The 24,153-nt window shown below is 70.2% G+C and carries 25 protein-coding genes; 11 read left to right on the top strand and 14 right to left on the bottom strand.

Annotation, left to right across the window (positions count from 1 at the left end):
* Positions 1-24 precede the first annotated feature (24 nt).
* Genes lepB through ABZU76_RS44640 form a run of 3 tightly spaced genes read right to left on the bottom strand, consistent with a single transcriptional unit; the run spans position 25 to position 1,579 of the window.
* Entirely contained in the window at positions 25-807 is a 783-nt protein-coding gene (gene lepB / locus ABZU76_RS44650) for a signal peptidase I (protein ID WP_354882377.1), read from the bottom strand.
* 29 nt (positions 808-836) lie between these two features.
* Positions 837-1,172, bottom strand: a complete 336-nt coding sequence (locus ABZU76_RS44645; RefSeq protein ID WP_354882374.1) for a YnfA family protein — start codon at positions 1,170-1,172, stop codon at positions 837-839.
* Positions 1,169-1,579, bottom strand: coding sequence for a hypothetical protein (locus ABZU76_RS44640; protein WP_354882371.1), 411 nt, complete (start codon positions 1,577-1,579; stop codon positions 1,169-1,171). Before ABZU76_RS44640 ends, ABZU76_RS44645 begins: the two co-directional genes overlap by 4 nt.
* Before the next feature lie 59 nt (positions 1,580-1,638).
* Between ABZU76_RS44640 and ABZU76_RS44635 the strand changes: the two genes are divergently transcribed.
* Positions 1,639-3,186, top strand: a complete 1,548-nt coding sequence (locus ABZU76_RS44635) for an SMI1/KNR4 family protein (protein ID WP_354882368.1) — start codon at positions 1,639-1,641, stop codon at positions 3,184-3,186.
* A 74-nt stretch (positions 3,187-3,260) separates the two neighbouring features.
* Here ABZU76_RS44635 and ABZU76_RS44630 read toward each other — a convergent pair whose 3' ends face one another.
* The 7 genes from ABZU76_RS44630 to ABZU76_RS44600 all read right to left on the bottom strand — a co-directional run bounded on the left by ABZU76_RS44630 (position 3,261) and on the right by ABZU76_RS44600 (position 9,754).
* Positions 3,261-3,671, bottom strand: a complete 411-nt coding sequence (locus tag ABZU76_RS44630; RefSeq protein WP_220238731.1) for a metal-sulfur cluster assembly factor — start codon at positions 3,669-3,671, stop codon at positions 3,261-3,263.
* Positions 3,668-4,117: a Fe-S cluster assembly sulfur transfer protein SufU gene (gene sufU, locus ABZU76_RS44625; RefSeq protein WP_220238730.1), complete on the bottom strand. Its 450-nt coding sequence runs from the start codon at positions 4,115-4,117 to the stop codon at positions 3,668-3,670. The genes ABZU76_RS44630 and sufU overlap by 4 nt, the downstream gene beginning before the upstream one ends.
* Positions 4,114-5,430: a cysteine desulfurase gene (locus ABZU76_RS44620; RefSeq protein ID WP_354882364.1), complete on the bottom strand. Its 1,317-nt coding sequence runs from the start codon at positions 5,428-5,430 to the stop codon at positions 4,114-4,116. The genes sufU and ABZU76_RS44620 overlap by 4 nt, the downstream gene beginning before the upstream one ends.
* 62 nt (positions 5,431-5,492) lie before the next feature.
* A complete protein-coding gene (gene sufC, locus ABZU76_RS44615) occupies positions 5,493-6,263 on the bottom strand; it encodes a Fe-S cluster assembly ATPase SufC (protein ID WP_354882361.1) in 771 nt (256 codons plus the stop codon).
* An 82-nt stretch (positions 6,264-6,345) separates the two neighbouring features.
* Positions 6,346-7,518 carry a Fe-S cluster assembly protein SufD gene (sufD, locus tag ABZU76_RS44610; protein WP_354882358.1) on the bottom strand — a complete coding sequence of 391 codons (1,173 nt, stop codon included), beginning with the start codon at positions 7,516-7,518 and terminating at the stop codon, positions 6,346-6,348.
* Positions 7,519-7,520: 2 nt separating this feature from the next.
* The gene (gene sufB / locus ABZU76_RS44605) at positions 7,521-8,969 is read right to left on the bottom strand and encodes a Fe-S cluster assembly protein SufB (protein WP_354882355.1); all 1,449 of its coding nucleotides are present in this window, start codon (positions 8,967-8,969) and stop codon (positions 7,521-7,523) included.
* On the bottom strand, positions 8,966-9,754 hold the full coding sequence (locus ABZU76_RS44600) for a metalloregulator ArsR/SmtB family transcription factor (RefSeq protein WP_354882490.1): 789 nt from the start codon (positions 9,752-9,754) through the stop codon (positions 8,966-8,968). Before ABZU76_RS44600 ends, sufB begins: the two co-directional genes overlap by 4 nt.
* 245 nt (positions 9,755-9,999) lie before the next feature.
* Between ABZU76_RS44600 and mptB the strand changes: the two genes are divergently transcribed.
* The 5 genes from mptB (at position 10,000) to ABZU76_RS44575 (ending at position 15,421) form a co-directional block, all read left to right on the top strand.
* Positions 10,000-11,598, top strand: coding sequence for a polyprenol phosphomannose-dependent alpha 1,6 mannosyltransferase MptB (gene mptB, locus ABZU76_RS44595; RefSeq protein WP_354882487.1), 1,599 nt, complete (start codon positions 10,000-10,002; stop codon positions 11,596-11,598).
* A 6-nt stretch (positions 11,599-11,604) separates the two neighbouring features.
* Complete coding sequence (locus ABZU76_RS44590; RefSeq protein ID WP_354882352.1) at positions 11,605-12,531, top strand: ABC transporter ATP-binding protein; 927 nt, start codon at positions 11,605-11,607, stop codon at positions 12,529-12,531.
* Positions 12,532-12,590: 59 nt separating this feature from the next.
* Positions 12,591-13,316 carry an ABC transporter permease gene (locus ABZU76_RS44585; RefSeq protein WP_354882484.1) on the top strand — a complete coding sequence of 242 codons (726 nt, stop codon included), beginning with the start codon at positions 12,591-12,593 and terminating at the stop codon, positions 13,314-13,316.
* A gap of 82 nt (positions 13,317-13,398) precedes the next feature.
* Positions 13,399-14,376, top strand: a complete 978-nt coding sequence (locus ABZU76_RS44580; RefSeq protein WP_354882349.1) for a COX15/CtaA family protein — start codon at positions 13,399-13,401, stop codon at positions 14,374-14,376.
* A gap of 118 nt (positions 14,377-14,494) precedes the next feature.
* On the top strand, positions 14,495-15,421 hold the full coding sequence (locus ABZU76_RS44575) for an acyl-CoA desaturase (RefSeq protein ID WP_354882347.1): 927 nt from the start codon (positions 14,495-14,497) through the stop codon (positions 15,419-15,421).
* Here the strand turns inward: ABZU76_RS44575 and ABZU76_RS44570 are convergent.
* The 4 genes from ABZU76_RS44570 to ABZU76_RS44555 all read right to left on the bottom strand — a co-directional run bounded on the left by ABZU76_RS44570 (position 15,418) and on the right by ABZU76_RS44555 (position 19,055).
* The gene (locus tag ABZU76_RS44570) at positions 15,418-16,254 is read right to left on the bottom strand and encodes a class II fructose-bisphosphate aldolase (RefSeq protein WP_354882344.1); all 837 of its coding nucleotides are present in this window, start codon (positions 16,252-16,254) and stop codon (positions 15,418-15,420) included. The two genes, ABZU76_RS44575 and ABZU76_RS44570, sit on opposite strands and share 4 nt — an antisense overlap.
* Entirely contained in the window at positions 16,251-17,147 is an 897-nt protein-coding gene (locus tag ABZU76_RS44565; protein ID WP_354882341.1) for a hexose kinase, read from the bottom strand. Before ABZU76_RS44565 ends, ABZU76_RS44570 begins: the two co-directional genes overlap by 4 nt.
* 184 nt (positions 17,148-17,331) lie before the next feature.
* Complete coding sequence (locus tag ABZU76_RS44560; RefSeq protein ID WP_354882338.1) at positions 17,332-18,177, bottom strand: ROK family protein; 846 nt, start codon at positions 18,175-18,177, stop codon at positions 17,332-17,334.
* Positions 18,177-19,055 carry an SIS domain-containing protein gene (locus tag ABZU76_RS44555; protein WP_354882335.1) on the bottom strand — a complete coding sequence of 293 codons (879 nt, stop codon included), beginning with the start codon at positions 19,053-19,055 and terminating at the stop codon, positions 18,177-18,179. Before ABZU76_RS44555 ends, ABZU76_RS44560 begins: the two co-directional genes overlap by 1 nt.
* A gap of 165 nt (positions 19,056-19,220) precedes the next feature.
* Here ABZU76_RS44555 and ABZU76_RS44550 point away from each other — a divergent pair, with 165 nt between their 5' ends.
* The 5 genes from ABZU76_RS44550 to ABZU76_RS44530 form a co-directional block, all read left to right on the top strand.
* Positions 19,221-20,009 carry a DeoR/GlpR family DNA-binding transcription regulator gene (locus tag ABZU76_RS44550; RefSeq protein ID WP_220238717.1) on the top strand — a complete coding sequence of 263 codons (789 nt, stop codon included), beginning with the start codon at positions 19,221-19,223 and terminating at the stop codon, positions 20,007-20,009.
* Positions 20,010-20,137: 128 nt separating this feature from the next.
* On the top strand, positions 20,138-21,316 hold the full coding sequence (locus ABZU76_RS44545; protein ID WP_354882332.1) for a Gfo/Idh/MocA family oxidoreductase: 1,179 nt from the start codon (positions 20,138-20,140) through the stop codon (positions 21,314-21,316).
* A 37-nt stretch (positions 21,317-21,353) separates the two neighbouring features.
* Positions 21,354-22,661 carry a sugar ABC transporter substrate-binding protein gene (locus tag ABZU76_RS44540; protein ID WP_354882329.1) on the top strand — a complete coding sequence of 436 codons (1,308 nt, stop codon included), beginning with the start codon at positions 21,354-21,356 and terminating at the stop codon, positions 22,659-22,661.
* 5 nt (positions 22,662-22,666) lie between these two features.
* Positions 22,667-23,611 (top strand): sugar ABC transporter permease, encoded by a 945-nt coding sequence (locus ABZU76_RS44535; RefSeq protein ID WP_354882326.1) that lies wholly within the window; start codon positions 22,667-22,669, stop codon positions 23,609-23,611.
* A partial coding sequence (locus ABZU76_RS44530; protein WP_354882323.1) for a carbohydrate ABC transporter permease occupies positions 23,604-24,153 on the top strand: 550 nt, incomplete at its 3' end. The genes ABZU76_RS44535 and ABZU76_RS44530, both read left to right, overlap by 8 nt.

Below are 24,153 nucleotides of genomic sequence, written 5' to 3'. Positions count from 1 at the left end.
TCTTCGGCTGCAACCTGCACGTGATCAGGACGCTGACGGGGCCACTTTCCGTCGTCTTGCGGCGGATCGCACGCCGGTGACGATCGCGCCGATGAACCCGAGGAGGAACACCACCGCGCCACCCGCGGCCAGGTAACGGTCCGTGGTCAGGCCGGTGTCCTCGGTGGACGCGCCCGGGAGGCCCGCGTCGGTGAACGCCGTGGTGGGCTTGAAGCTCTCCGAGGCGAAGATCGTGCCCTTCGCGACGACCACACCGTCCACCTTGGACAGCGGGATGGCGCCCGCGCCGGGTGCGCTGACGTAGATGCGCGAGTCGTTGGAGTTGTCGCGCGTATCGCCGGCGACGAAGATCGTGCCCGGCGGCACCTGCGCGCTGAAGGGCATTGCCGCAGCGGTGGGCGATACCTTCGGGTCGAGGTAGGGCTCCGTGACCGGCTTGCCGTTCACCTCAATGCGGTGGCCGGGGTCGCAGCAGACCACGCGGTCGCCACCGACCGCGATCACGCGCTTGAGGAGCCGGCCGGGCGGCATGTCGGGCAGCGCGTCGGCCTGGAACACGACCAGGTCGCCGCGGTGGATCTCCCGGCCGTCGCCCCAGTTGTAGACCACGGCGCTGCCCGGCGGAATCGTGCTGGCCATGGAACCGCCGGGGACGGTCACCATGCTGTAGCCGAGCACCTTCACCACGCCGATCGCGCCGACTACGGCGCCGGCGACCGCGAACACGAGGAAGATCGCCAGCAGTGGCGAGAACCGCCGCTTGACCTGCACCGGGGCAGGTGGCGGCGGAAAGTCGGGTTCGGTCACGTTGATCTATCGTGGGCGTTGCGCGAGCGTTACCCGGTTCGCGGCGCGTACATGATCACCGCGACGCCCACGAGGCACAACAGCGCACCGATCACGTCGAACCGGTCGGGCCGGTAGCCATCGGCCACCACACCCCACAACAGCGAGCCGGCCACGAAAACCCCGCCATACGCGGCGAGGATGCGGCCGAAGTGCGCGTCGGGCTGCAGCGTGGCGACGAATCCGTAAAGCCCGAGCGCCACGATGCCCCCGCCGATCCACGCCCAGCCGCGGTGCTCGCGCACGCCCTGCCAGATGAGCCACGCGCCGCCGATCTCCAGCACCGCGGCGGCGACGAACAGCGCGATCGACTTGAGGACTGTCACCGGCCGAAGGGGTTGCCGAGGGTCCCCATGTCGAAGTTGGCCACCGTCGAAGTCCACAGTGGATTGACCGCGAACGCGACCGCCCCGCCGAGAGCGACCACGCACGTGACCACGCCCAGCAGCACGCCGGCGCGAGCCACGTCGCCCCCGTATTCGCGCCCACCGCCGGTCAGGCCCAGCACGATCGCCAGCACCCCGGCCAGCAACCCGATGAAGAACAGCGCCCCCAGCACGAGCAGGAACACCTGCCCCACGATCGGGTACACCGGCCCCGCCTCCATCCTGGGCCGCACCAGCAACCACGCGACCCACGTCGCCACGACCAGCATGAAGCCCACAGCCGCGATCGCCACCGCCGCGACGGCCTGGCCCCGCCGGGGTTCCCGCTCGTTGTCCGGTTCGGTCATAGGCCAGTCATATCACCCGGATCCGGTTTTCGTCGGACCTTCGCGCTAGCGTCACCGCCATGGATTTCGACGAGGCCGCCCGCGACCTGGCGACCGCACTGCGTTCCGCCGCCGGCGCCGAAGAAGCCGTGCTGCAGGTGCGCGCCGCTGGCGGCTCGCTGGCCCTCGACGCCTGGACGCCCACCCGTAAGTGGCTGCGGATCAGCGGCAGCAGCCTGCGAAGCCTCTTCGACGCGCCCGCCGGTTCGTACGAGCTCTGGCTGCGCCCGGACGGCAGTTACACCTTCGCCGCGGGCGGCGCACTCTCCCCCGTCAGCGACGGCTGGCTCGTGTTCGACGAGAACTTCCGCTACCCGGGCCACCCGCGGTCCGGGCTGGTCCGCCCGGCCGCCGCCGCGCCCACCGGAGCGCCGACGGACCCCGCCGTGCTCGCCGAGGTCACGCGGCTGTGCGAGGAGTTCGCGGCGCACTACACGCGGATCAAGGGCCAGGCGCCGCCGTGGCCCGCCGGCCGCACGGAGGCGGAGATCGCGGCCGCCGAGGAGCGGATCGGCGCGCGGCTGCCGGAAGACCTGCGGGCGCTCTACCGCGTAGCCGACGGCGATCCCGAGCAGGTCGGCCTGCTCGGGCCATACTCCTGCAACGACCTCGACCAGGTGGTCTCCGACTACACCGAAGGCCTGCCGGGTTCGTACGGCTGGGAAGACTCGGTGTCCGACACCGGCGTGGTGTTCGAGCCACTGCCGTTCGGGCACGTGAAACGCTTGTCCCGCAACGACTGGTGGGTCACCTTCGGCAGCGACCGCGCGATGAACTTCCTGTTCACCGACCTCGACCCCGCGCCGAGCGGCCGCGCCGGCCAGGTCGTGGAGTATGGCCGCGATGTCCACGGCCCGCTGCGCTACGTCGCGCCGTCGGTCACGGCGATGCTCACCGAGGTCGTCGAGGCGCTGCGCGAGAACCGGTACGAGGACTACGAAGACGAAGTGTTCCTCGAACCCGAGGTTTCCTTGCGCGACAGCCCCTTCCGCAGCCACTCCGAGGTCGTCACCGGCCCGGGCATCGAGCGCGCGCACGACGTCGCCGACCAGCCTCTCGTGCAGCAGCTCTACCTCAACGACGCCGACACCGTGAACCTCGATGCCCTGCAAGGCTTCCCGGCGCTGCGCGAGGTGAGCATCAACCGCGCCGCCCGCGTCACCGGCGGCCTCACCCACCTGCCGGCGCTGGAGGCCCTGTCCGTCGAAGCAGGCGAAGTCGACTCGGCCGCCTTCGCCGGGCACCGCCTGTGGCGCCTGGAGCTGAAGGTGCTCGACCATTCCGTCGACCTGGCCCAGCTCGCCGCCCTGCCGAGCCTGGTGCACCTGGACATCAGCGGCGTCGACGTGACCGGCCTGGAGCGGCTCGGCGAGCTGCGGCACCTGCGGGTGCTCGGCCTCTCCCGCGCCCAGCTCGAGCACCTGCTCACCTCGGGCGCGCCACTCCCTCGGCTCGCGGCCCTGCACGTCGACCGCCGCACGTCGCTGGCCGAGGCCGTTGGGCTCTGGAGCCGCTTTGCCCCCGAGCGCGAGGCACCTTGGTATGTCGAATCAATCGGCGCCGTATAGATCGTTATACAACCCTCAACGCAGAACAGGCCACCCCGCTGCGAGCGGAGTGGCCTGTTCCTTCGAAAAAAGCCTCAGACGGTGAACCCGAGCGCACGCAGCTGCTCGCGGCCGTCGTCGGTGATCTTTTCCGGGCCCCACGGCGGCATCCAGACCCAGTTGATCCGGAAGTCGCTCACGAGGCCGCCGGAGGTGAGGGCCGCGGAGGTCTGGTCTTCGATCACGTCGGTGAGCGGACAGGCCGCCGACGTGAGCGTCATGTCCAGCGTGGCCGAGTTGTCCTTCTCCACGCGGATGTCGTACACCAGGCCGAGGTCGACGACGTTGATCCCGAGTTCGGGGTCCACGACGTCGCGCATCGCCTCTTCGATGTCCTCGATCTTGGCGACGTCGGCGGGCACCGACGACGCCGTCTGCTCCGGCAGGTCCGCGGCGGTGCGCCCTTCGCGAGGGTCGGCCTCCGGGGCCACGGTCTCTTCGCTCATGCCTTCTCAGCTCCTGTGGTGGTGCGGGCCACGGCGTCCTTGAACGCCATCCAACCGAGGAGGGCGCACTTCACGCGCGCCGGGTACTTGGCGACGCCGGCGAACGCGATGCCGTCCTCCAGCACGTCCTCGTCGGGCTCGACTTTGCCCCTGCCCTGCATCAGTTCCACGAAGGCGTCCATGGTGGTGAACGCCTCCTCCACGGTGTGGCCGGTGACGAGGTCGGTCAGCACCGACGTGGAGGCCTGGCTGATCGAGCAGCCCTGCCCCTCGTACGACACCTGCTCGACCTTGCCGTCCGTGAGCTTCACACGCAGCGTCACCTCGTCGCCGCAGGTCGGGTTGACCTGGAACGACTCGGCGTCGTACGGGTCGCTCAAGCCACGCCCGTGCGGGTGCTTGTAGTGGTCCAGGATGATCTCCTGGTACATGCTCTCGAGGTTCACTTCGCGACCCCGAAGAACTTCTGCGCCTCGCGGATCCCGTCGACGAGAGCGTCCACTTCGGACAGTGTGTTGTAGAGGTAGAACGTGGCGCGCACGGTGGCCTGCGCGGAGCACGCCCGGTGCAGCGGCCACGCGCAGTGGTGGCCCACGCGCACGGCGATGCCCAGGCTGTCGAGCACCTGACCGGCGTCGTGCGGGTGCACGCCGTCGATCACGAACGACACCGCGCCGCCGCGGTCGGCCATGTCGGTCGGCCCGATGATGCGGACGCCGTCGATGGCGCTGATCCCGGCGAGCGCGTGCTCGGTGAGCAGGTGCTCGTGGGCCGCGATGCGCTCCATGCCGATCGCCGAGAGGTAGTCGACGGCCGCACCGAGGCCGATGGCCTGCGACGTCATCGGCACGCCGGCCTCGAACCGCTGCGGCGGCGGGGCGAACGTGGAGCCCTCCATGCGGACCAGCTCGATCATCGACCCGCCCGTGAGGAACGGCGGCATCGCTTCGAGCAGCTCGCTTCGCCCGTAGAGCACGCCGATGCCGGACGGCGCCAGCATCTTGTGCCCGGAGAACGCCGCGAAGTCCACGCCCAGCGCGCCGAAGTCGACGTTGCCCTGGCCGTACACCCCGTGGGGCACCGACTGGCACGCGTCGAGCACGGTCAGCGCGCCGACCGACTTGGCCTTGGCCACGAGCACGTCGACCGGGTTGATCGTGCCGAGCACGTTGGACTGGTGTGCGAAGGCGACCAGCTTGGTGCGCGGCGTGATCAGCTCGTCGATCTCCGACAGGTCGAGCCGGCCTTCGGGCGTCACCTTGAACCACTTCAGCGTGGCCCCGGTGCGCTGGCACAGCTGCTGCCAGGGCACGAGGTTCGCGTGATGCTCCATCTCGGTGATCACGATCTCGTCGCCCGGCCCGACCTTGAACCGCTCGGACTGGCGGCCGGCCGTGCTCGCGTTGCTCATCGCGTACGCCACGAGGTTGATGCCCTCGGTGGCGTTCTTGGTGAACACGAGCTCCTCCGGGGAGGCACCGACGAACTCGGCGATCCGCGCGCGGGCGGACTCGTAGGCGTCGGTGGCCTCCTCGGCGAGCTGGTGCGCACCGCGGTGCACGGCGGCGTTGGAGTTCTCGAGGAACGCGCGCTCGGCGTCGAGGACCTGCGTCGGCCGCTGTGAGGTCGCGCCGGAGTCCAGGTACACCAAGGGTTTCCCGTCGCGCACGGTGCGGGACAGGATCGGGAAGTCGGCACGCAGTGCCGCCACGTCAAGGGGAACAGAGTTGGTCGGGCTGTTCGAAGCCGTGGTGGTCATCGAGCCAACTCCTCTCGGTGTAGTCGGGAACTTCTCGTGGTGCTCGCGAACTGTGCGAAAACTCAGAGTGCGGCGGGCTCGGCCTTGCCCACGTACTTCACGTAGCCGTTCTCCTCCAGCTCGTCGGCGAGCTCCTTGCCACCGGACTCGACGATGCGCCCGTCGGCGAAGACGTGCACGAAGTCCGGGGTGATGTGCCGGAGGATGCGGGTGTAGTGCGTGATCAGCATGACGCCGACCTCGCTCGAAGCCTTGTACTGGTTGACACCCTCGGAAACCACGCGCAGCGCGTCGACGTCGAGCCCGGAGTCGGTCTCGTCGAGGATGGCGATCTTCGGCTTGAGAAGCGCCAGCTGCAGGATCTCGTGGCGCTTCTTCTCGCCGCCGGAGAAGCCCTCGTTGACGGAGCGCTCGGCGAACTCCTGCGAGATCTCGAGCTTGCCCATCTCCTCCTTGACCTCCTTGACCCAGTGGCGCAGCTTGGGGGCCTCGCCACGGACCGCGGTGGCCGCGGTGCGGAGGAAGTTGGACATCGAGACGCCGGGCACCTCGACGGGGTACTGCATGGCCAGGAACAGGCCGGCGCGGGCGCGCTCGTCCACGCTCATCTCGAGCACGTTCTCGCCGTCCAGCAGCACCTCGCCGGAGGTCACCTGGTACTTCGGGTGACCGGCGATGGCGTAGGACAGGGTGGACTTGCCCGAGCCGTTGGGGCCCATGATCGCGTGGGTCTCGCCCGACCGGATGGTCAGGTTCACGCCCTTCAGGATCTCCTTCGCACCCTCCTCGGTGTTCACCGAGGCGTGCAGGTCCTTGATTTCCAGCGTAGCCATTCTCAGTTTCCTAAAAGTCTGATGGGGGGCCGAACGAGGGGGACTGTGTCGACGCGCTCTCGGCGGGAAAGCGTGCCTCGAGCTAGACGCCCACTGCTTCGAGCTCGGCTTCGATCGCGGCCTCGAGGCGCTCGCGCACCTCGGGAACGTCGATCTTGACCAGGATCTCGTGGAAGAACCCGCGCACGACCAACCGGCGCGCGGACTCCTCCGGGATCCCGCGCGACAAGAGGTAGAACAACTGCTCGTCGTCGAACCTTCCCGTCGCGCTCGCGTGGCCGGCGCCTTCGATCTCGCCGGTCTCGATCTCCAGGTTCGGCACCGAGTCGGCCCGTGCACCCGGCGTGAGCACCAGGTTCCGGTTGAGCTCGTAGGTGTCGGTGGCCTCGGCGGCCGCCCGGATCAGCACATCCCCGATCCACACGCTGTGCGCACCGTCACCCTGCAGCGCGCCCTTGTACATCACGCGCGATTTGCAGTTGGGCACCGCGTGGTCCACGAACAGCCGGTGCTCCTGGTGCTGGCCGGCGTCGGCGAAGTAGACGCCCAGCATCTCCACGTCGCCGCCACGCTCGGCGAAAGCCGCCGTCGGCGAGACGCGGACCAGGTCGCCGCCCAGGGTGATCACGATGTGCTTGAGCGCCGCGTCGCGGCCGAGCTTGAGGTGCTGCTCGGACACGTGCACCGCGTCGTCGGCCCAGTCCTGGACGCTGACCACGGTGAGCTTCGCGGAGTCGCCCACGACGAACTCGACGTTGTCGGCGTAGGTGCCGGAGCCCACGTGGTCGAGCACGATCACGGCCTGCGCGAACGCCTCGACGCGGACCTGCAGGTGCCCGTAGGCGACCTTGCCCTCGCCGGGGCCGTGGATGCGCAGCGTCGACGGCTTCGACGCGGCGGTCTCCTTCGGCACCGTCACGACGGTGGCCTGGGTGAAGGACGAGTACGCCTGCGCCGCGATCCGGTCGCTCGGCACGCCGGCCTCGCCGAGGCGGGCGTCGTCGCGGTCGACGGTCTCGATCTTCAGCTCGGGCGCGGCGTCGGCGTCCAGCTTGATCTCGCCGGACGCGACGGCCGTGCCGTCGTGCAGACCGCGCAGGCGCTTCATCGGGGTGAAACGCCAGTTCTCCTCACGGCCGCCCGGGACCTCGAAGGCCTCGACGTCGTAGGAGGTGAACCGCTCGGCGCGGGAGGCCGCCGGAATGACGGCGCCCTCCCGCAGCGACTCGGCAACGTTGTTCTCGGTAACCGACATGACTAGCCGACTGACCCTTCCATCTGGAGCTCGATCAGGCGGTTCAGCTCGAGCGCGTATTCCATCGGCAGCTCACGCGCGATGGGCTCCACGAACCCGCGCACGATCATCGCCATCGCCTCGGCCTCGTCGAGACCGCGCGACATCAGGTAGAACAGCTGCTCTTCGCTGACCTTGGACACCGTGGCCTCGTGGCCCATGGACACCTCGTCGTTGCGGATGTCCACGTACGGGTAGGTGTCCGAGCGCGAGATCGTGTCGACCAGCAGTGCGTCGCAGACCACGCTGGAGCGCGAGTGGTGCGCCCGCTTCGCGACCCGGACCAGGCCGCGGTAGGAGGTGCGGCCGCCGCCGCGCGCCACCGACTTCGACACGATGGTCGAGGAGGTGTGCGGCGCGAGGTGCTCCATCTTGGCGCCCGCGTCCTGGTGCTGGCCCTCGCCCGCGAACGCGACCGAGAGGACCTCGCCCTTGGCGTGCTCACCCATGAGGAAGACCGACGGGTACTTCATGGTGACCTTGGAACCGATGTTGCCGTCGATCCATTCCATGGTCGCGCCCTCTTCGCACTTGGCGCGCTTGGTGACCAGGTTGTAGACGTTGTTCGACCAGTTCTGGATCGTCGTGTAGCGGCAGCGGCCGCCCTTCTTCACGATGATCTCCACGACCGCCGAGTGCAGCGAGTCGGACTGGTAGATCGGCGCGGTGCAACCCTCGACGTAGTGCACGTAGGCGTCTTCGTCGACGATGATCAGCGTGCGCTCGAACTGGCCCATGTTCTCGGTGTTGATCCGGAAGTAGGCCTGCAGCGGGATGTCCACCTTCACGCCCTTGGGCACGTAGATGAACGAGCCGCCGGACCACACCGCCGTGTTCAGCGCGGAGAACTTGTTGTCCCCGGCCGGGATCACGGAACCGAAGTACTCCTGGAAGAGCTCCGGGTGCTGCTTGAGCGCGGTGTCGGTGTCCAGGAACAGCACGCCCTGGGACTCCAGGTCCTCGCGGATGGAGTGGTAGACGACCTCGGACTCGTACTGCGCGGCGACACCGGCGACGAGGCGCTGCTTCTCCGCCTCGGGGATGCCGAGCTTGTCGTAGGTGTTCTTGATGTCCTCGGGCAGCTCTTCCCAGCTGGTGGCCTGCTTCTCGCTGGACCGCACGAAGTACTTGATGTTGTCGAAGTCGATCCCGGAGAGGTCGGCGCCCCAGTTGGGCATCGGCTTCAGCTCGAAGAGCTTGAGCGCCTTCAAGCGGGCGTCGCGCATCCACTCCGGCTCGGACTTCTTCCCGGAGATGTCGGTGACGACATCCTCGTTCAGTCCGCGACGGGCGCTTGCGCCCGCTTCGTCGGAGTCGGCCCAGCCGAACGCGTACTTGCCAAGGGACTCGATGGTCTCTTCCTGGCTCAGTGGCGCGGTGGTGGGAGTGCGCTGCTCGGCAGCGGCAGTCATGCGGGTTTCCCTCCATTCGGGATCCGTGCTGTACGCCCCTGGGCCGCCCGCGCCGGCTGCGTCGCCGCAACCGCCTCGGTCGTCCCGGAGGGCCTGGTGCTGTCCGGCTCGGGAAGGGCCGGGATACCCGTCGTCACGGCGGGTACGTGTGTGGTGCACGCGTTGTCGCCGCGTGCGATCGTCGCCAGCCGCTGCACGTGGGTGCCGAGCAGCCGGGCGAACGCCTCGGTCTCGGCCTCGCACAGCTGCGGGAACTCAGCCGCGACGTGCGCGACCGGGCAGTGGTGCTGGCACAGCTGTTCACCGACACCGACCTGGCGGGTCGACGCAGCGTAGCCCTCCCTGGTCAGGGCTGTGGCCAGGGCCTCGGCGCGCTCCGCGGGATCACTCGAACCGGTGATGGCGGAGCGGTGCGGGCCCACCAGCGCGTCGACGCGGCTCTCGGCGAAGGCGCGCACGGCGTCGGGGCCGGCGTGCTCGGCGAGGAACCGGATGGCCGACACCGCGAGGTCGTCGTAGGCGTGCCCGAACCGGGCGCGGCCCGACTCGGTGAGCAGGAAGAACTTGGCCGGGCGCCCGCGCCCGCGCGGACCGCGCCGGGGCGCGTCGCGAGTCTCGGCCTCGCCGTCGGCCACCAGCGCGTCGAGGTGCCTGCGGACAGCCGTGGGGCTGATGCCGAGCTGCTCCGCGACCACCACGGCGGTCATCGGGCCCTGTTCGAGAAGCAGGCGTGCCACCTCGTGGCGCGTGCGCCCTTCGAGCGAGTTTGCGGCACTGACCTGCACGGGAACGCCGACGTCCGCGGCGCGCGGCTGATCGCCGAGCTCCTCGCAGACCTCTCCCTCAGGCGTCCCGTTCTTTTTCACAACACAAGTGTGTCTTATTTCCGGCGCAGGGGCAAAGGTGGGGTGTCCGGCAGTGACCTGAGTCACGGCCGGAGGGACTCGATACCCTTCCTGACGTGGCAGTCGGCGAGCAACCCGTGCAGCGGGACCCGGAAGTGGGCACACCCGGCGACACGGCGACGGCCGTGGCGCCACCTTCGCCCGTCCTCCCGCGCGAGCCGCAGCCCCTCGACCAGGCCGAACACCGCGGCCTCGACATCGTCCGGCGCTTCGGCACGGTCGGCTCGCTGTTCCTCGCGCTCGGCTCGCTCGGCGCCGGCGCGGCGCCCGTGATCAACCCGGTGCAGGACCTGCCGGTGCTGCGCCTGTTCACCCGCATCCCCACCGTCTCGCTCGCCATCGCGTTCTCCGGCATGGGCATCCTCGTGCTGAGCTGGCTGATGCTCGGCCGCTTCGCCCGGCCCGCGAGCGCCCGGCTGGCCAGCCAGGGCCAGCTGGCCCGCACGATCGCGATGTGGGTGGCGCCGCTGCTGCTCATCCCGCCCCTGTTCTCCCGGGACGTCTACAGCTACCTCGCGCAGAGCGAGATCGTGCACCGCGGGATGGACCCGTACACCCTGGGCCCGGCCCAGGCGCTCGGCGTCGCCGACCCGCTCACCGCGGGCGTGGCCAACATGTGGCGCGAGACGCCGGCGCCGTACGGGCCGCTGCTGCTGCGCCTGGGCGGCTGGCTCGCGCCGATCGGCGGCAACGACATCGTGACGGGCGTGCTGCTGCAGCGCGGCCTGGCGCTCGTCGGCGTGGTCCTCATCGTGTGGGCCGTGCCGCGGCTGGCGCGCCGCTTCGGCGTGCAACCGGTGACGGCGCTGTGGCTGGGCGCGGCCAACCCGCTGCTGATCTTCCACTTCATCGCCGGCGCCCACAACGACGCGCTGGCCATCGGACTGATGGTCGCCGGGCTGGAGGTCGGCATCCGGCGGCTGCCGGTGCGCGTCAAGGGCGACTCCCCACCGCCGATGGCCAAGGGCGAGCTGCTGTGCATCGGGCTCGGTGTCGCGATCATCACGCTCGGGGCCGCGGTCAAGGTGCCCGCACTGCTCGCGTTGCCGTTCTTCGCGGTGATGGTGGCGCGGCGCTGGCACGGGAGCATCAAGGACCTCGTGCGGGCCGGAGTGCCGATGGCGCTGCTGTTCGGTGCGGTGCTCGTCGCGGTCTCCTACGGCACGGGTCTGGGCTTCGGCTGGATCGGCGCGCTCGGCACCCCCGGCCTCGTGCGCTCGTGGATCTCCCCCACCGCCGAGCTCGCGAACCTCACCGGGGTGCTCGGCATCGCGCTCGGGCTCGGCAACCACACCGACGCGCTGGTGCCCATCATCGGCGCGCTCGGCTACCTGGTGACGGCGTTCGTCACCGTCAAGTTCCTGTGGGCCAGCTTCAAGTGGCGCTACCGGCCCATCATCGGGCTCGGGGTGGCGCTCGGCGCCGCGATGATCCTGCAGATCAACCTGCAGCCGTGGTACGTGCTGTGGGCTGTGATCCCTCTGGCCGCGGCGGCGGGCACGTCGCGGTTCCGCGTGGCCGCGACCGTGGTCAGCGCCGGGCTGCCGTTCCTGCTGCCGCCCACCGGGAGCACGTTCGACGGCCACGCCTACATCCTGCCGTGGGCCTACGGCGCGGCCGTGCTCGTGACGCTCGGCGGGCTCGCGTGGGTGTACCGCCTTTCGCCGCTCCTGCTCTCCAGGACGTCCCCGGAACGGCCCGCCGTGGTGGACGTCGTATCGTAATTCGTTGTGGACAACCCAGCGGTCGAGATCACCGGCCTGGTGAAAAGCTACGGCTCCACCACCGCGGTCGACGGGCTCGACCTGCGGATGGAGCGTGGCTGCCTGCTGGCCTTGCTCGGGCCCAACGGCGCGGGCAAGACGACCACGGTGGAGATCTGCGAAGGGTTTCGCAAGCCTGACGCCGGAAAAGTCCGGGTCCTCGGCCTCGATCCCGTGAAGAACAGCGCCCGGCTGCGCCCGCGCGTCGGCATCATGCCGCAGGGCGGCGGCGCCTACCCGGGCGTGCACGCCGCGGAAATGCTCGGCCTCGTCGCGTCGTGCGCGGCGAATCCGCTCGACCCCGCGTGGCTGCTCGACGTGCTCGGGCTGGCTGGCGCGAAGCGCACCCCGTTCAAACGCCTCTCCGGCGGGCAGCAGCAACGGCTTTCGCTCGCGTGCGCGCTCGTCGGGCGCCCCGAGCTGGTGTTCCTCGACGAGCCGACCGCGGGCATGGACCCGCAGGCGCGGCGCCTGGTGTGGGAGCTGCTGGCCGCGCTTCGCAGCGACGGCGTGAGCGTGCTGCTCACCACACATCTGATGGAAGAAGCGGAAGCGCTCGCCGACCAGGTCGTGATCGTGGACCACGGCAAGGTCGTGGTCCAGGGCTCGCCCCACTCGTTGACGCTGGAAGAGGGCGACGCCGCGCAGCTGCGGTTCCGCGCGCGCACGCGGCTGGACCTGTCGCTGCTCACGGCGGCGTTGCCGGAGGGCTATCGCGTGAGCGAGTCATCGCCCGGTTCGTACCTCGTGGAAGGCGCGGTGGATCCGCAGGTGGTGTCGACCGTCACGTCGTGGTGTGCGCAACAGGGCGTGCTGCCCGAACAGCTGCAGGTGGGCCGGCGCACGCTGGAAGAGGTTTTCCTCGAGCTGACCGGACGGGAGCTGCGAGCGTGAGCACGACGTTCCCGGAAGGCACCTTCACCCCGGCGCCGGGCCGCGGGCCGCTGGGCCGGATGCTGCGCACGCACGCGCGCGTCGAGGCCGCTTTGACGCTGCGCCACGGCGAACAGCTGCTGCTCACGCTGATCATCCCGCTCGCGCTGCTCATCGGCCTGAGCCTGCTCGACATCCTGCCCGCGAGCCAGCTCGGCTCGGCGTCCAAAGTGGACTGGATCACACCGCGGATCCTCGCGCTGGCCGTGATGTCGTCCGCGTTCACCGGACAGGCCATCGCGCTCGGCTTCGACCGGCGCTACGGCGTGCTCAAACGGCTTTCGGCCACCGCGCTGCCGCGTTGGCTCCTCGTGGCCGGGCGCGTGGTCGCGGCGCTCGTGGTGGTCGTGCTGCAGTCGCTCGTGATCGGCGTGGTGGCGGCGTTCCTGGGCTGGTCGCCGTCGGGCGCCGGAATCGCGTCGGCGATCGTGCTGCTGGTGCTGGGCACGGCCGCGTTCGGCGCACTGGGCGTGCTGCTCGGCGGCGCCCTGCGAGCCGAAGCGGTGCTGGCGCTGGCCAACATCGTGTGGTTCGTGCTGCTGCTCGCCGGCGGGATCCTGCTGGCGCCTTCGGCTTTGCCGGCGGGCCTCGGCGTGGTCGTCTCGCTGCTGCCCTCGGGCGCGCTCGCGGAAGGCATGCGCGCGGCACTGGTGGACGGTCACTTCGCCGTCGGGCCGATGGCGGTGCTCGCCGTGTGGGCGATCGTGGCCGGACTTATCGCGACACGGACCACAAAACTCACCTGAGTGCTCGTGAAACGGGTGTGAGAAAAGCGTCGCCGCGCATACGGCGGGAAAGCGCGGAATTGCGCGCGAGTACGATTCCCCCGTGCCTCTTCGCAGTTTGATCGCCCGCCTGCCCTATCCCTCCGTCGGCGTGCAGAGCGCCGTCGGGATCGCCGCCGTGGTGGCGATGGGCGGCATCGGCGTCACGGGGTCCGTGGTGCGGGTGACGGGTTCGGGCCTCGGCTGCCCGACGTGGCCGCAGTGCGTGCCGGGCAGTCTCGTGCCGGTGCAGCACCCCGGGATCCACGCGGTCAACCAGTGGATCGAGTTCTCGAACCGCATGCTGACGGGCGCGGTCATCGTCGTAGCGGCGCTGGCGGTGCTCACGGCGTGGCGCATCCTCATCGACCACCCGAGCCGCAAGCGCCTGCTCGTGCTCGCCTGGACGATGCCGGGCGGCGTCGTCCTGCAGGCCGTGCTCGGCGGCATCACCGTGCTGGCGAAGCTGGAATGGTGGACGGTCGCGATCCACTTCCTCGCGTCGACCCCGCTGATCTGGCTGGCCGTGCTGCTGCTGCGCGCCTTCCGCGAAGGCGACGAACCCGCACGCCCGCTCGTGCCGCCGCTGGGTCGCAAGGTGCTGGTGCTGCTGACGGTGCTGATGTGGGCCGTCCTCATCGCCGGCACGACCGTCACCGGCGCGGGCCCGCACGGCGGCGACATCCACACCCACCGCCTCGACGTCCCCATCGAGAAGCTCGCCCAGGTCCACAGCGGACTCCTGATCGTCTACCTCGTGGTCCTCGCGGTCTTCGGCCTGCAGCTGCTGCGCGTGGGCGCGCCGAAGAGCGTGTGGCAGCGCTACGCGTGGGTCTGGGCGGTGGCGCTCGCGCAGGGTGTGCTGGGGACCGTGCAGTACGCGCTCGGCGTCCCCGAGGCGATGGTGTCGTTCCACGTGCTCGGCTCGGCCCTGGTCATCGTCGTCACGGCGGCGCTGTGGACCGGCACCCGCGACCGCGGCCCGGTGGTGTCGCTGGAACCGGCGCCTCCGACGGACCGCGAACTCACCCCGGCCGGCTGACGCCCCGGACGGCCACGCCTTCGTAACTCTCCGTCGGCTCGCCGTCGGCGCAGCGGACAGAACGGGCACCTACTCTTCGGCTCGGAATCGCCATCCGAAGCGCCGCGAGGTGACGCTCATGACGTCCGTCCAGTCCAGCACCGTAAAGCCGTTGATCTCCGGACGCCGGGGTCCGGCGGAGATGCTCGTGCTCAAGACTTTCCTGCTGGTGCCGTTCGTGGCGCTGGTCGCCGCCGTACCGCTGTTGTGGGGCTGGGGGCTCAGCTGGGTCGACGCGGCGCTGTTCGTCGTCTTCTACACGTTCGGCACGCTCGGCGTGACCGTCGGGTACCACCGCTACTTCACGCACGGCGCGTTCAAGGCGCCGCGCGCGCTGCGGATCGCGCTGGCTGTGTCGGGGAGCATGGCGGTGCAGGGTTCGGTGATCTTCTGGGTCGCGAGCCACCGCCGCCACCACGCGTTCGCCGACCGCGAGGGCGATCCGCACTCGCCGTGGCTGTTCGGCACGTCGCCGGCGGCGCTGCTGCGCGGGTTCTGGCACGCGCACATGGGCTGGATGTTCAAGCGCGAGGTGACCAACGCCGACCGCTTCGCCCCGGATCTGGTCGGCGACCGCGACCTGCGGCTGGTGAACCGCTTCTTCGCGCTGTGGATCGCGCTCAGCGTCGCCCTGCCGGCCGCGCTGGGCGGGCTGATCACGCTGTCGTGGTGGGGCGCCGTCACGGCGTTCTTCTGGGCGGGCCTGGTGCGCATCGCGCTGCTGCACCACGTGACCTGGTCGGTCAACTCCGTGTGCCACCTGATCGGCGAACGCCCCTTCGCCAGCCGCGACAAGGCCGCCAACTTCTGGCCGCTCGCGATCCTGTCCATGGGCGAGTCGTGGCACAACTCCCACCACGCCGACCCGACCTGCGCGCGCCACGGCGTGCTGCGCGGCCAGGTCGACGTGTCGGCGCGCGTGATCTGGCTGTTCGAGCGCTTCGGCTGGGCCACCGACGTGCGGTGGCCCCGAGCCGATCGCCTGGCCGCCAAGCGAAAAGCCTAGGCAGCCAGCAGGCGCAGCAGGCGCGCGGTCTCCTCTTCGACGGCCGCGCGCCCGAGCCGGACGTACTTGCGCGGGTCGACGACGTCCGGTCGCTCGTCGAGGAACTGCTTGAGCGAGCGGGTGAACAGGCCGTTCAGGTGCGTCGAGATGTTGATCTTCGTCATCCCGCTCTCGACGGCGCCGCGCAGCTCGTCGTCGGACAGGCCGGACGAGCCGTGCAGCACCAGCGGCACCGCCACCGCGTCGCGCAGCCGCGAGACGAGCGCGCGGTCGACGCTGGCCGTGCGCGACACCATGGCGTGCGACGTGCCGACGGCGACCGCCAGCGCGTCGACGCCCGTGGCCTTCACGAACGCGTCGGCCTCGGCCGGGTCGGTGCGGGCGCCCGGAGCGTGGACGCCGTCCTTGCCGCCGACCTCGCCGAGCTCCGCTTCCACGGCGATGCCCGCCGCGTGGCACAGGTCGGCTATCTCGCGGGTGGTGCGCACGTTCTCGTCGTAGGGCAGGCGGGACCCGTCGTACATCACGCTGTCCACGCCGAGCTCGACGCCTTCGCGCACCAGGTCCTGGTCCTCGATGTGGTCCAGGTGCACGAGCACCTCGACCTTCGCGCGCTTGGCGATCTCCAGCGACGCGAGCGCGATCGGCGCCAGCCCGCCGTGGTAGCGCACGCAGTTCTCGCTGATCTGCAGCACCACGGGCACGCCGGCCTGCTCGGCGCCGCTCGCGATGGCCTCCGCGTGTTCGAGCAGGATGACGTTGAACGCGCCGACCGCGGCGTTGCGCTCACGCGCCGACGCGAGGATCCGGGCGAGAGCCGGGCGGGTGATCATGCGGGTTCTCCGTTCGGTTCGAGAAAACGTCGGTAGGCCTGGAGGTCGACCTCGCCCGCCACCGGGCGCAGCACGGCCGCCGCCCCGAGCGCGGCGGCGCGGCGAAGCGCTTGGGCCAGGGGGACGCCGTCGACAAGCGCCGCCGCGAGGCCTGCGGTCGCGGCGTCGCCGGCTCCGGTCGGGTTTCCGGTGACGCCGGGGACAGCGGGGACTTCGATGGTGTCGTCCGGTGTGTGCGCGGCGATCCCCTCGGCGCCACGCGAGACGACCACGAGCCCGGCGCCCCGCCGCTTCAGTTCGGCGGCGCCGGCGCCTTCGTCCACAGTGGACGTCGCGTCGAGCAGCTCCGCGAGGTTCGGCTTCACCACATCCGCCCCGGCATTCGCCGCTGCCACCAGTGCGGGCCCGGAAACGTCGGCGAGCACCCGGACACCGGCCTCGTGCGCCGCCCACACCCAGTCCCCGAGCAACTCCGCCCGCGCCCCACGCGGCAACGACCCCGAGACGACCAGCAGCTCCGCGCCCGCGAGCCGCCGTCCGAGCAGCTCGCCGAACGCGGTCCACTCGGCTTCGCTCGTCTGCGGCCCGGGCTCGGTGTAGACGGTCGGATGCCCCTCACCCACGACGGTCACCGTCGTCCGCGTCTCCCCCGCAAGCGGCGAGACTTCATGCGGCACAGTCAGTTCACGCGCGACCCACCGCCCGGCCTCACCCCCGAGCGGCAGCAGGGCCAGCACCTCGACCCCCAGCCCGGCCAGCACGCGCGCGACGTTCAGCCCTTTGCCACCGGGCCTGCGCTGGACCTCGAGAACGCGGTTCGTCTCGCCGGGCTCGTGCCGCGCCACGCGGTAGGTGACGTCCACCGCCGGATTCGGCGTGACCACGACGATCATCGGGCCACTCCCGCGGCCGGCAAGTCCTGCGCCGGCAACGTCGCACCGATCACGGGCGAGCGCCCACGACGAGCGAGTCCTGCGCCGACAAGCGCCGCGCAACCTCGGTGCGCTCGCACGGTCACCGCCTTGTGCCGCGGCACGCGATCGGTGGCTCCCGCTGCCGGATCGAGCACAACGCCGGTCATCGGGCCACTCCCGCGGCCAGCAAGTCCTGCGCCAGCAACGTCGCACCGATGACCGCGGCCGCGTCGCCGTGGTGGGCGCGGACGACCGACGGCGCGCGGAGGATGCCGAGGCGGGCAGCGACCTCGTGGGTGAGCGGGTCGAGCAGCAGGGCGCCCGCCTCGGCCAGTCCGCCGCCGACCACGACGGTGCCGCAGCCCACGGCGGCGGTGGTCCAGGCGATGGACTCGGCGAGCACGCGGACGCACTCGTGCCAAGCGGTAAGGGCGGCGCCGTCGCCGCCGCGGACGCGTTCGGCGACGGTGAAGGCGTCGGGCGCGCCGGCGTGGCGCGCGAGGGCGGAGGCAGAGGCGACCTCCTCCACCCGTCCGCCGCCGGCCAAGAGCACCTGTCCGATTTCGCCGGCCCACGGGCTGTCGAGCACCCGGCCGTCGACCACGAGGGCGCCGGCCAGGCCGGTGCCGACGGCCGCGAACAGAACCGGTTCCGAAGAACCGGCCGCCGCGCCCGTGCGGACCTCGGCCAGCGCGCCGGCGCGGACGTCCTGCCCGAACGCCAACGGCACGTCCACCGAAGCGGAAACGAGCTCCCGCACCGGAACGTCGCGCCAACCGAGGTTCACGGCCTGCAGGCACAGGCCCGCGCGCTCGTCGACGATGCCGGGCACGACGAGGCCCACGGCGTCGACCGGGTACCACTGGGTGGCACGGCGCACGAGCCCCGCCAACGCCTGCGGGTCGCCCGTCGGCGTGGGCTCGCGCCACTGCGCGAGCACCGCGCCGTCGTCGCCGGTGACACGCGCCTTGACCGTGGTGCCGCCGACGTCGACACCGAGCACCGCCATCAGGTGAGGATGACCGAGCGCGTGAGCGAGCGCGGGTGGTCGGGGTCGAGCCCGCGGCGCACGGCCAGCGCGACGGCGAACCGTTGCACCACAACCAAAGCCGCCATCGGGTCGAGGTCGTGGTGGACGAACGTCGCGCCCGTGCGGGCGATGTCGTCGGCCAGGCCCTCAGGCGTCGCGCCGAGCGACCACACGAGCCGGCCGGGCTGCGCGATCGCGATCGGGCCGTGGCGGTAGTCCATGGCCGGGTACGACTCTGCCCAGAACTGCGCGGCCTCGCGAGTCTTCAACGCGGCTTCGAACGTGAGGCCCACGGCGGCGTCGCGGCCGACAAAGCTCACCTGCTCGGCGTCGAGCAGCTCGGTGATCGGCACCTGCAGCGCCTGCTCGGCCTGCCCCGCCAGCGCTTCGACGTCGTCGCCGAGCCCCGCGCGCAGCAGCGCGAGTGTGGTCGTCGCGAACCGCGTCTGCACCACGGATTCCTCGTCGGCGAAGGGAAGTTCGACGACCTCGTCGGCCACCGCGGCGGCCGGCGCGTCGCCCACGGCCGTGATCAGCACCGTGCGCTGCGAGTCGAGCGCGCCGAGCAGGTCGACGATCTCGGTCGTGGTGCCGGAGCGCGAGATCGCGACCACGCGGTCGTACTGGCGCGCACGCGGGTACTCGGACCCGGCGAACGCGTCGGTCAGGCCGTGCCCGCGCTGCTCGCGCGCGACGGCGTAGCTCATGGCGATGAACCAGCTGGTGCCGCACCCGACGACGGCGACGCGTTCCCCCGGCTGCGGCAGCGCGCTCGCGACGGAGGGGAACAGCTCTGCCGCCGTGCGCCACATCTGCGGTTGGGACGCCAGCTCACGGGACACGAAGGAGTCGGACATGGAGACCTTTCGATCCGAGGGCGATCGACGTGATCGCATGGTGAGCATAGACGATCATTCTTGATTGGAGTGAGCGATATACGTCATCTTCAATCATCCGGCTCAGTGGAGATGACCTCTAGGATGAGTCGATCCTGCCCCTCGACCTCGAACGCGAGCTGCCCGATGACACCCCAGCAACGCCTCAACGCCCTGCTCGAGCTGGTGAGCGAACGAGGGAACGTGACGATCACAGAGATCGGCGAAACGCTCGGCATCTCCCCCGCCACCGCGCGCCGCGACCTCTCGATCCTCGCCGACCAGCGCCTGATCACCCGCACGCACGGCGGCGCGGCGGCCCTCGGCGCCGGCTACGAGCTGCCGCTGCAGTACAAGATCGCGCGCCAGGCCGAGGCCAAGACCGCGATCGCCCGCACCGCCGCCGAACTGGTCCGGCCCGGCGAGACGGTCGGGATCAACGGCGGCACCACGACCACCGAGGTCGCCCGCGCGCTCGGCAAGAGCGAGCGGTTCATCCGCGCCGACGGCGAAACCGGCCTGACCATCGTGACCAACGCCCTGAACATCGGTTACGAGCTGTCAGTGCGCGCGCACGTGAAGATCGTGGTCACCGGCGGCGTGGCCCGGCGCCAGTCCTACGAGCTGGTCGGCTCACTGGTGTCGAACGCGCTCGCGGCGTTCGCCCTCGACACCGTGATCCTCGGCGTCGACGGGCTGAGCGCGCAGTACGGCGCCACCACCCTGCACGAGGGAGAAGCCGAGGTCAGCAGGCATTTCAGCCAGGTCGCGCGGCGCGTGATCGTGGTCGCCGACGCCACGAAGCTGATGAAGTCCACCTTCGCGCGCATCTGCCGCCTCGCGGAGATCGACGTGCTGGTCACGGACGCCGAAGTGCCCGCTTCGTTCGCCGCCGAGCTGGCCGCCGCGTCGGTCGAGCTCGTGGTCGCGAGCTGACCCCGGACCGGCCGAGGCTCACGTAACGGTTCGCGCACGCGTCTGAGCAGACTCATCATCGCGTGTTGTGCATTAGTGATTGGTTTGCCATCATACAGATCAATATCACGCAGAGGTGAGGTGACCAGGTGGGAAACGGCGAAGCTGTCCGCGTGGGTGTGGTGGGAGTCGGCCAGCGCGCCGTCATCGCCCGGCACATCGCGGAGTCCGGGCTGGCCGCGACCGTGGTGGCCGCGGCCGACCCGACCGAGGCCGGCCGCGCCCGGGCCCGTGAGCTGTTCGGCGAGATCGACGTCGTCGAGCAGCACACGGATCTGATCGACCGCAAACTCGTCGACGCCGCGATCGTGACCGCGCCGGACTGGACTCACGCCGAGATCGCCGTCGACCTGCTGCGCGCGGGCATCGCCGTCTACCTCGAGAAGCCGCTCGCGATCACGCTCGAAGACGCCGACGCCGTGCTGGCCGCCGCACAGGAGTCGAACACGCCGCTCTACATCGGACACAACTTCCGGCACTCGGGCGTGGCCCGCGCGCTGCGCGACGTGGTCGCCCGCGGCGAGATCGGCGAGGTCAAAACCGTGTGGTGCCGCCACTTCGTGGGCAACGGCGGCGACTACTACTTCAAGGACTGGCACGCCGACCGCAGCAAGGTCAACTCCCTGTTGCTGCAGAAGGCCAGCCACGACCTCGACGTGATCCACATGCTGGCCGGCGGCTACACCCGCCGCGTCGTCGGCATGGGGCAGCTCGCGGTCTACGGCGGCATCACCGACCGCGGCGGCCACGAGAACGAGCTGATGCAGGACTGGTTCTCCTTCGACAACTGGCCCCCGGCCGCGCAGACCGGTCTCAACGAGGTGGTCGACGTCGAGGACGTCTCCCTGGTGCTCATGACCCTCGACAACGGAGTGCTCGCCAGCTACGAGCAGTGCCACTTCACCCCGGACTACTGGCGCAACTACACCGTGATCGGCACCGAGGGCCGGGCCGAGAACTTCGGCGACACCGGCGGCGGCGTGGTGAAGGTGTGGAACCACCGCCGCGGCTGGTCAGCCGACGGCGACCGCGAGTACCCGATCTCAGGCGTCGAAGAAGGCCACGCCGACGCCGACCTGCTCACCATGACCGAGTTCCTGCGCTACGTGATCGACGGCGAGACGCCGACGCTCTCGCCGGTCGCCGCCCGCGAGGCCGTGGCCGCCGGCGCGCTGGCCACCCGGTCGCTGCGCAACGGCTCGGTTCCCCTCGACGTGCCCGAGCTGCCCGCCGCCGTGCGCGCCCACTTCCCCGCCGGCACCCGCTGACCCTGATCGTCTCCCCCGCCCGCTGAAAGGAATCCCGATGGCTTCATTCCCCCGCCGAGCCCTGGCCGCGGTGGCCGGCACGGTGGCCGCCGCCGCCACGCTCGCCGCGTGCTCGTCCACGGGTGCGTCCACCGCGTCCGATTCGGACACCCCGTACAGCCCGCCCGACGCAAGCGTCTCGGCGAACCTGACCTACGCGGTCTGGGACCAGACCCAGGTCAAGGCGATCAACGCCAACCTGGCCGAGTTCAACAAGAAATATCCGAACATCAAGGTGAACGTGGACGTCACCCCGTACGCGAACTACTTCACCAAGCTGCAGACCGAGGCCTCCAGTGACAGTCTGCCCGACCTGTTCTGGATGAACGGCCCCAACTTCCAGCTCTACGCGAGCAACGGCAAGATCGAGCCCGTCACCAGCGAGGTGAAGGCCGGCGCGATCGACCCGAAGAACTACCCGCAGTCGCTGGACCAGCTGTACACATTGGACGGTGTGCAGTACGGCGTGCCGAAGGACTTCGACACCATCGGCGTCTGGGTCAACAAGGCACTGTTCGCCGAAGCCGGCGTGCCGATCCCGAGCAAGGACTGGACGTGGGCCGACCTGCAGTCCACCGCCACGCAGATCTCGCAGAAGCTCTCCAGCAAGGGCGTCTACGGCATCTCCGCCGGCATGGACGGCCAGACCACCTACTACAACACCATCTTCCAGTCCGGCGGCTCGGTGATCTCGCCCGACGGCAAGACGTCCGCCTACGACGACCCGAAGACGCAGAAAGGCATCCAGTTCTGGACCGACCTGGTGAAGTCCAAGGCGATGCCGACGATGAAGCAGCTCACCGACACCACCGGTGACCAGTGGTTCGTCTCCGGCAAGTCGGCGATGTACCAGGGCGGCAGCTGGGCCCGCAGCGAGGTCGCCGCGGCGCCGATCGCCAAGGACGTCGTGGTGCTCCCCGTGCCGAAGGGCGACCAGCAGGCGACCGTGATCCACGGTCTGTCCAATGTGGTCGCCACGAACAGCCCCAACAAGCAGGCCGCGCAGGCGCTGCAGGTGTTCCTCGCGAGCAAGGAAGCCCAGCAGCAGCAGGGTGACCTCGGTGCGGTGATCCCCGCCTACAACGGCACGCAGGACGCGTTCGCGAAGTCCATGCCGGGCGTGGACCTGCAGCTGTTCCTCGACGAGGTCTCCTACGCGAAGCCGCTGCCGGTGTCGAAGAACACCGCCGCATGGAACACGCTCGAGACCAACCTGCTGCCCGACGCCTTCGACGGCACCAAGCCCGTCGACGCCGTGCTGAAGGATCTGGCGTCACAGATGAACGCGGACCTGGCCAAGGAATGAGCGCCGTGTCCGCCGACGTCTCCGAGTCCGCTCCGGCGCCCGCCGCTCCCGCCACCCGGCGGAAGCGGCGCGGCGTCCGGCGCGGGGACGGGCTGTGGCCCTGGGCGTTCGTGCTGCCGCTGCTGGCCGGAGTGCTCGTCTTCTACATCTGGCCGATCCTGCAGACGGCGTTCTACTCGTTCACCACCTGGGGCGTGTTCGGTGGCTTCAAGTGGTCCGGGCTGGACAACTACAGCCGGCTGTTCACCGACCCGCAGCTGTACCGGTCGCTGCTGAACACCGTGATCTACACGGCCGTGGTGCTGCTCGGCGTGCCCATCGCGGCGTGGCTCGCGAGCCTGCTCAACACCCGGGACCTGCGGTTCGCGCAGTTCTACCGCGTGCTGTTCTTCCTGCCGTACGTGGCGATGCCCGCCGCCGTCGCGCTGGTGTGGCGCATGATCTTCAACGGTGACTACGGCATCCTCAACTGGGCACTGTCGCGGATCGGGATCACCGGCCCGTCGTGGGTCAACACGCCCGGCTTCGCGCTCGCCGCGGTGGCCGTGGTGGGCCTGTGGTCCTCGCTGGGCTTCTCGATGATCGTGCTCGGCGCGGGCCTGAAGAACATCCCGACGGAGCTGTACGAGGCCGCCGAGCTCGACGGCGCGAGCCGCTTCCGCCAGTTCCGCTCGATCACGCTGCCGCAGCTGGCGCCCAGCGTGTTCTTCGTGATCGTGGTGACCACCATCGCGAGCTTCCAGCTCTTCGACCTGCTGTATGCGTTGCTGGGCAACCACAACGCGGTGCTGCCGAAAACGATGTCGCTCGTCTACTACTTCTACGACGCGGGTTTCGTCCAGAACGACAAGGGTTTCGCCGCGGCCATCGCGATGGTCATCTTCGTGCTCATCGGTCTCGTCACGCTCGTGCAGTTCCGCTTGCAACGGAGGTGGACCGGCAATGCCTAGAAAACGGCGCCGGCGGCAGTCCCACGCGCTGATCCACCTCGTGCTCGGGGTGGGCGGGCTGATCATGGCCTTCCCGTTCCTTTGGCAGATCGTGATGTCGTTGTCCACCAACGCCGAGGTGCAGAGCGTGACGCCCACGTTCTGGCCGGCGCACCTGCAGTGGCAGAACTACGCGGCGGTGTTCCAGCGGCTGCCGTTCCTGTCGCAGCTGTGGACCTCGGTGCTCATCACGGTGATCCGCACGCTCGCCCAGATCGTGCTGTGCACGCTCGCCGGGTACGCGTTCGCCCGCATGCGCTTCCGCGGGCGGGCGGTGCTGCTCGGTCTCGTGCTGTCGATCCTGCTGGTGCCCTCGCAGGCGTACCTGATCTCGCAGTACCAGATCGTGCAGGGCCTCGGCTGGCTCAACACCCTGGCCGGCATCGTCGCGCCCGGGCTGTTCAGCGCGTACGGCACCTTCCTGATGCGCACGGCCTTCCTCAACCTCCCAGCGGCCGGCCCGATGCTGGTGCGCCGCCTGCGCGGGCGGTGGCCGCGCCCCG

It is taken from the genome of Amycolatopsis sp. NPDC005232, assembly GCF_040607795.1.
Taxonomy (GTDB): domain Bacteria; phylum Actinomycetota; class Actinomycetes; order Mycobacteriales; family Pseudonocardiaceae; genus Amycolatopsis.
This window is presented reverse-complemented; position numbering and strand designations above follow the sequence as displayed.

What these genes read in the sequence shown, in the direction of transcription:
- ABZU76_RS44640 (WP_354882371.1), bottom strand. Translation starts at nt 1,579, where the DNA reads ATGACCGAACCGGACAACGAGCGGGAACCCCGGCGGGGCCAGGCCGTC.
- ABZU76_RS44635 (WP_354882368.1), top strand. Translation starts at nt 1,639, where the DNA reads ATGGATTTCGACGAGGCCGCCCGCGACCTGGCGACCGCACTGCGTTCC.
- ABZU76_RS44630 (WP_220238731.1), bottom strand. Translation starts at nt 3,671, where the DNA reads ATGAGCGAAGAGACCGTGGCCCCGGAGGCCGACCCTCGCGAAGGGCGC.
- ABZU76_RS44620 (WP_354882364.1), bottom strand. Translation starts at nt 5,430, where the DNA reads ATGACCACCACGGCTTCGAACAGCCCGACCAACTCTGTTCCCCTTGAC.
- sufC (WP_354882361.1), bottom strand. Translation starts at nt 6,263, where the DNA reads ATGGCTACGCTGGAAATCAAGGACCTGCACGCCTCGGTGAACACCGAG.
- sufD (WP_354882358.1), bottom strand. Translation starts at nt 7,518, where the DNA reads ATGTCGGTTACCGAGAACAACGTTGCCGAGTCGCTGCGGGAGGGCGCC.
- sufB (WP_354882355.1), bottom strand. Translation starts at nt 8,969, where the DNA reads ATGACTGCCGCTGCCGAGCAGCGCACTCCCACCACCGCGCCACTGAGC.
- ABZU76_RS44585 (WP_354882484.1), top strand. Translation starts at nt 12,591, where the DNA reads ATGCTGCGCACGCACGCGCGCGTCGAGGCCGCTTTGACGCTGCGCCAC.
- ABZU76_RS44575 (WP_354882347.1), top strand. Translation starts at nt 14,495, where the DNA reads ATGACGTCCGTCCAGTCCAGCACCGTAAAGCCGTTGATCTCCGGACGC.
- ABZU76_RS44570 (WP_354882344.1), bottom strand. Translation starts at nt 16,254, where the DNA reads ATGATCACCCGCCCGGCTCTCGCCCGGATCCTCGCGTCGGCGCGTGAG.
- ABZU76_RS44565 (WP_354882341.1), bottom strand. Translation starts at nt 17,147, where the DNA reads ATGATCGTCGTGGTCACGCCGAATCCGGCGGTGGACGTCACCTACCGC.
- ABZU76_RS44560 (WP_354882338.1), bottom strand. Translation starts at nt 18,177, where the DNA reads ATGGCGGTGCTCGGTGTCGACGTCGGCGGCACCACGGTCAAGGCGCGT.
- ABZU76_RS44555 (WP_354882335.1), bottom strand. Translation starts at nt 19,055, where the DNA reads ATGTCCGACTCCTTCGTGTCCCGTGAGCTGGCGTCCCAACCGCAGATG.
- ABZU76_RS44550 (WP_220238717.1), top strand. Translation starts at nt 19,221, where the DNA reads ATGACACCCCAGCAACGCCTCAACGCCCTGCTCGAGCTGGTGAGCGAA.
- ABZU76_RS44540 (WP_354882329.1), top strand. Translation starts at nt 21,354, where the DNA reads ATGGCTTCATTCCCCCGCCGAGCCCTGGCCGCGGTGGCCGGCACGGTG.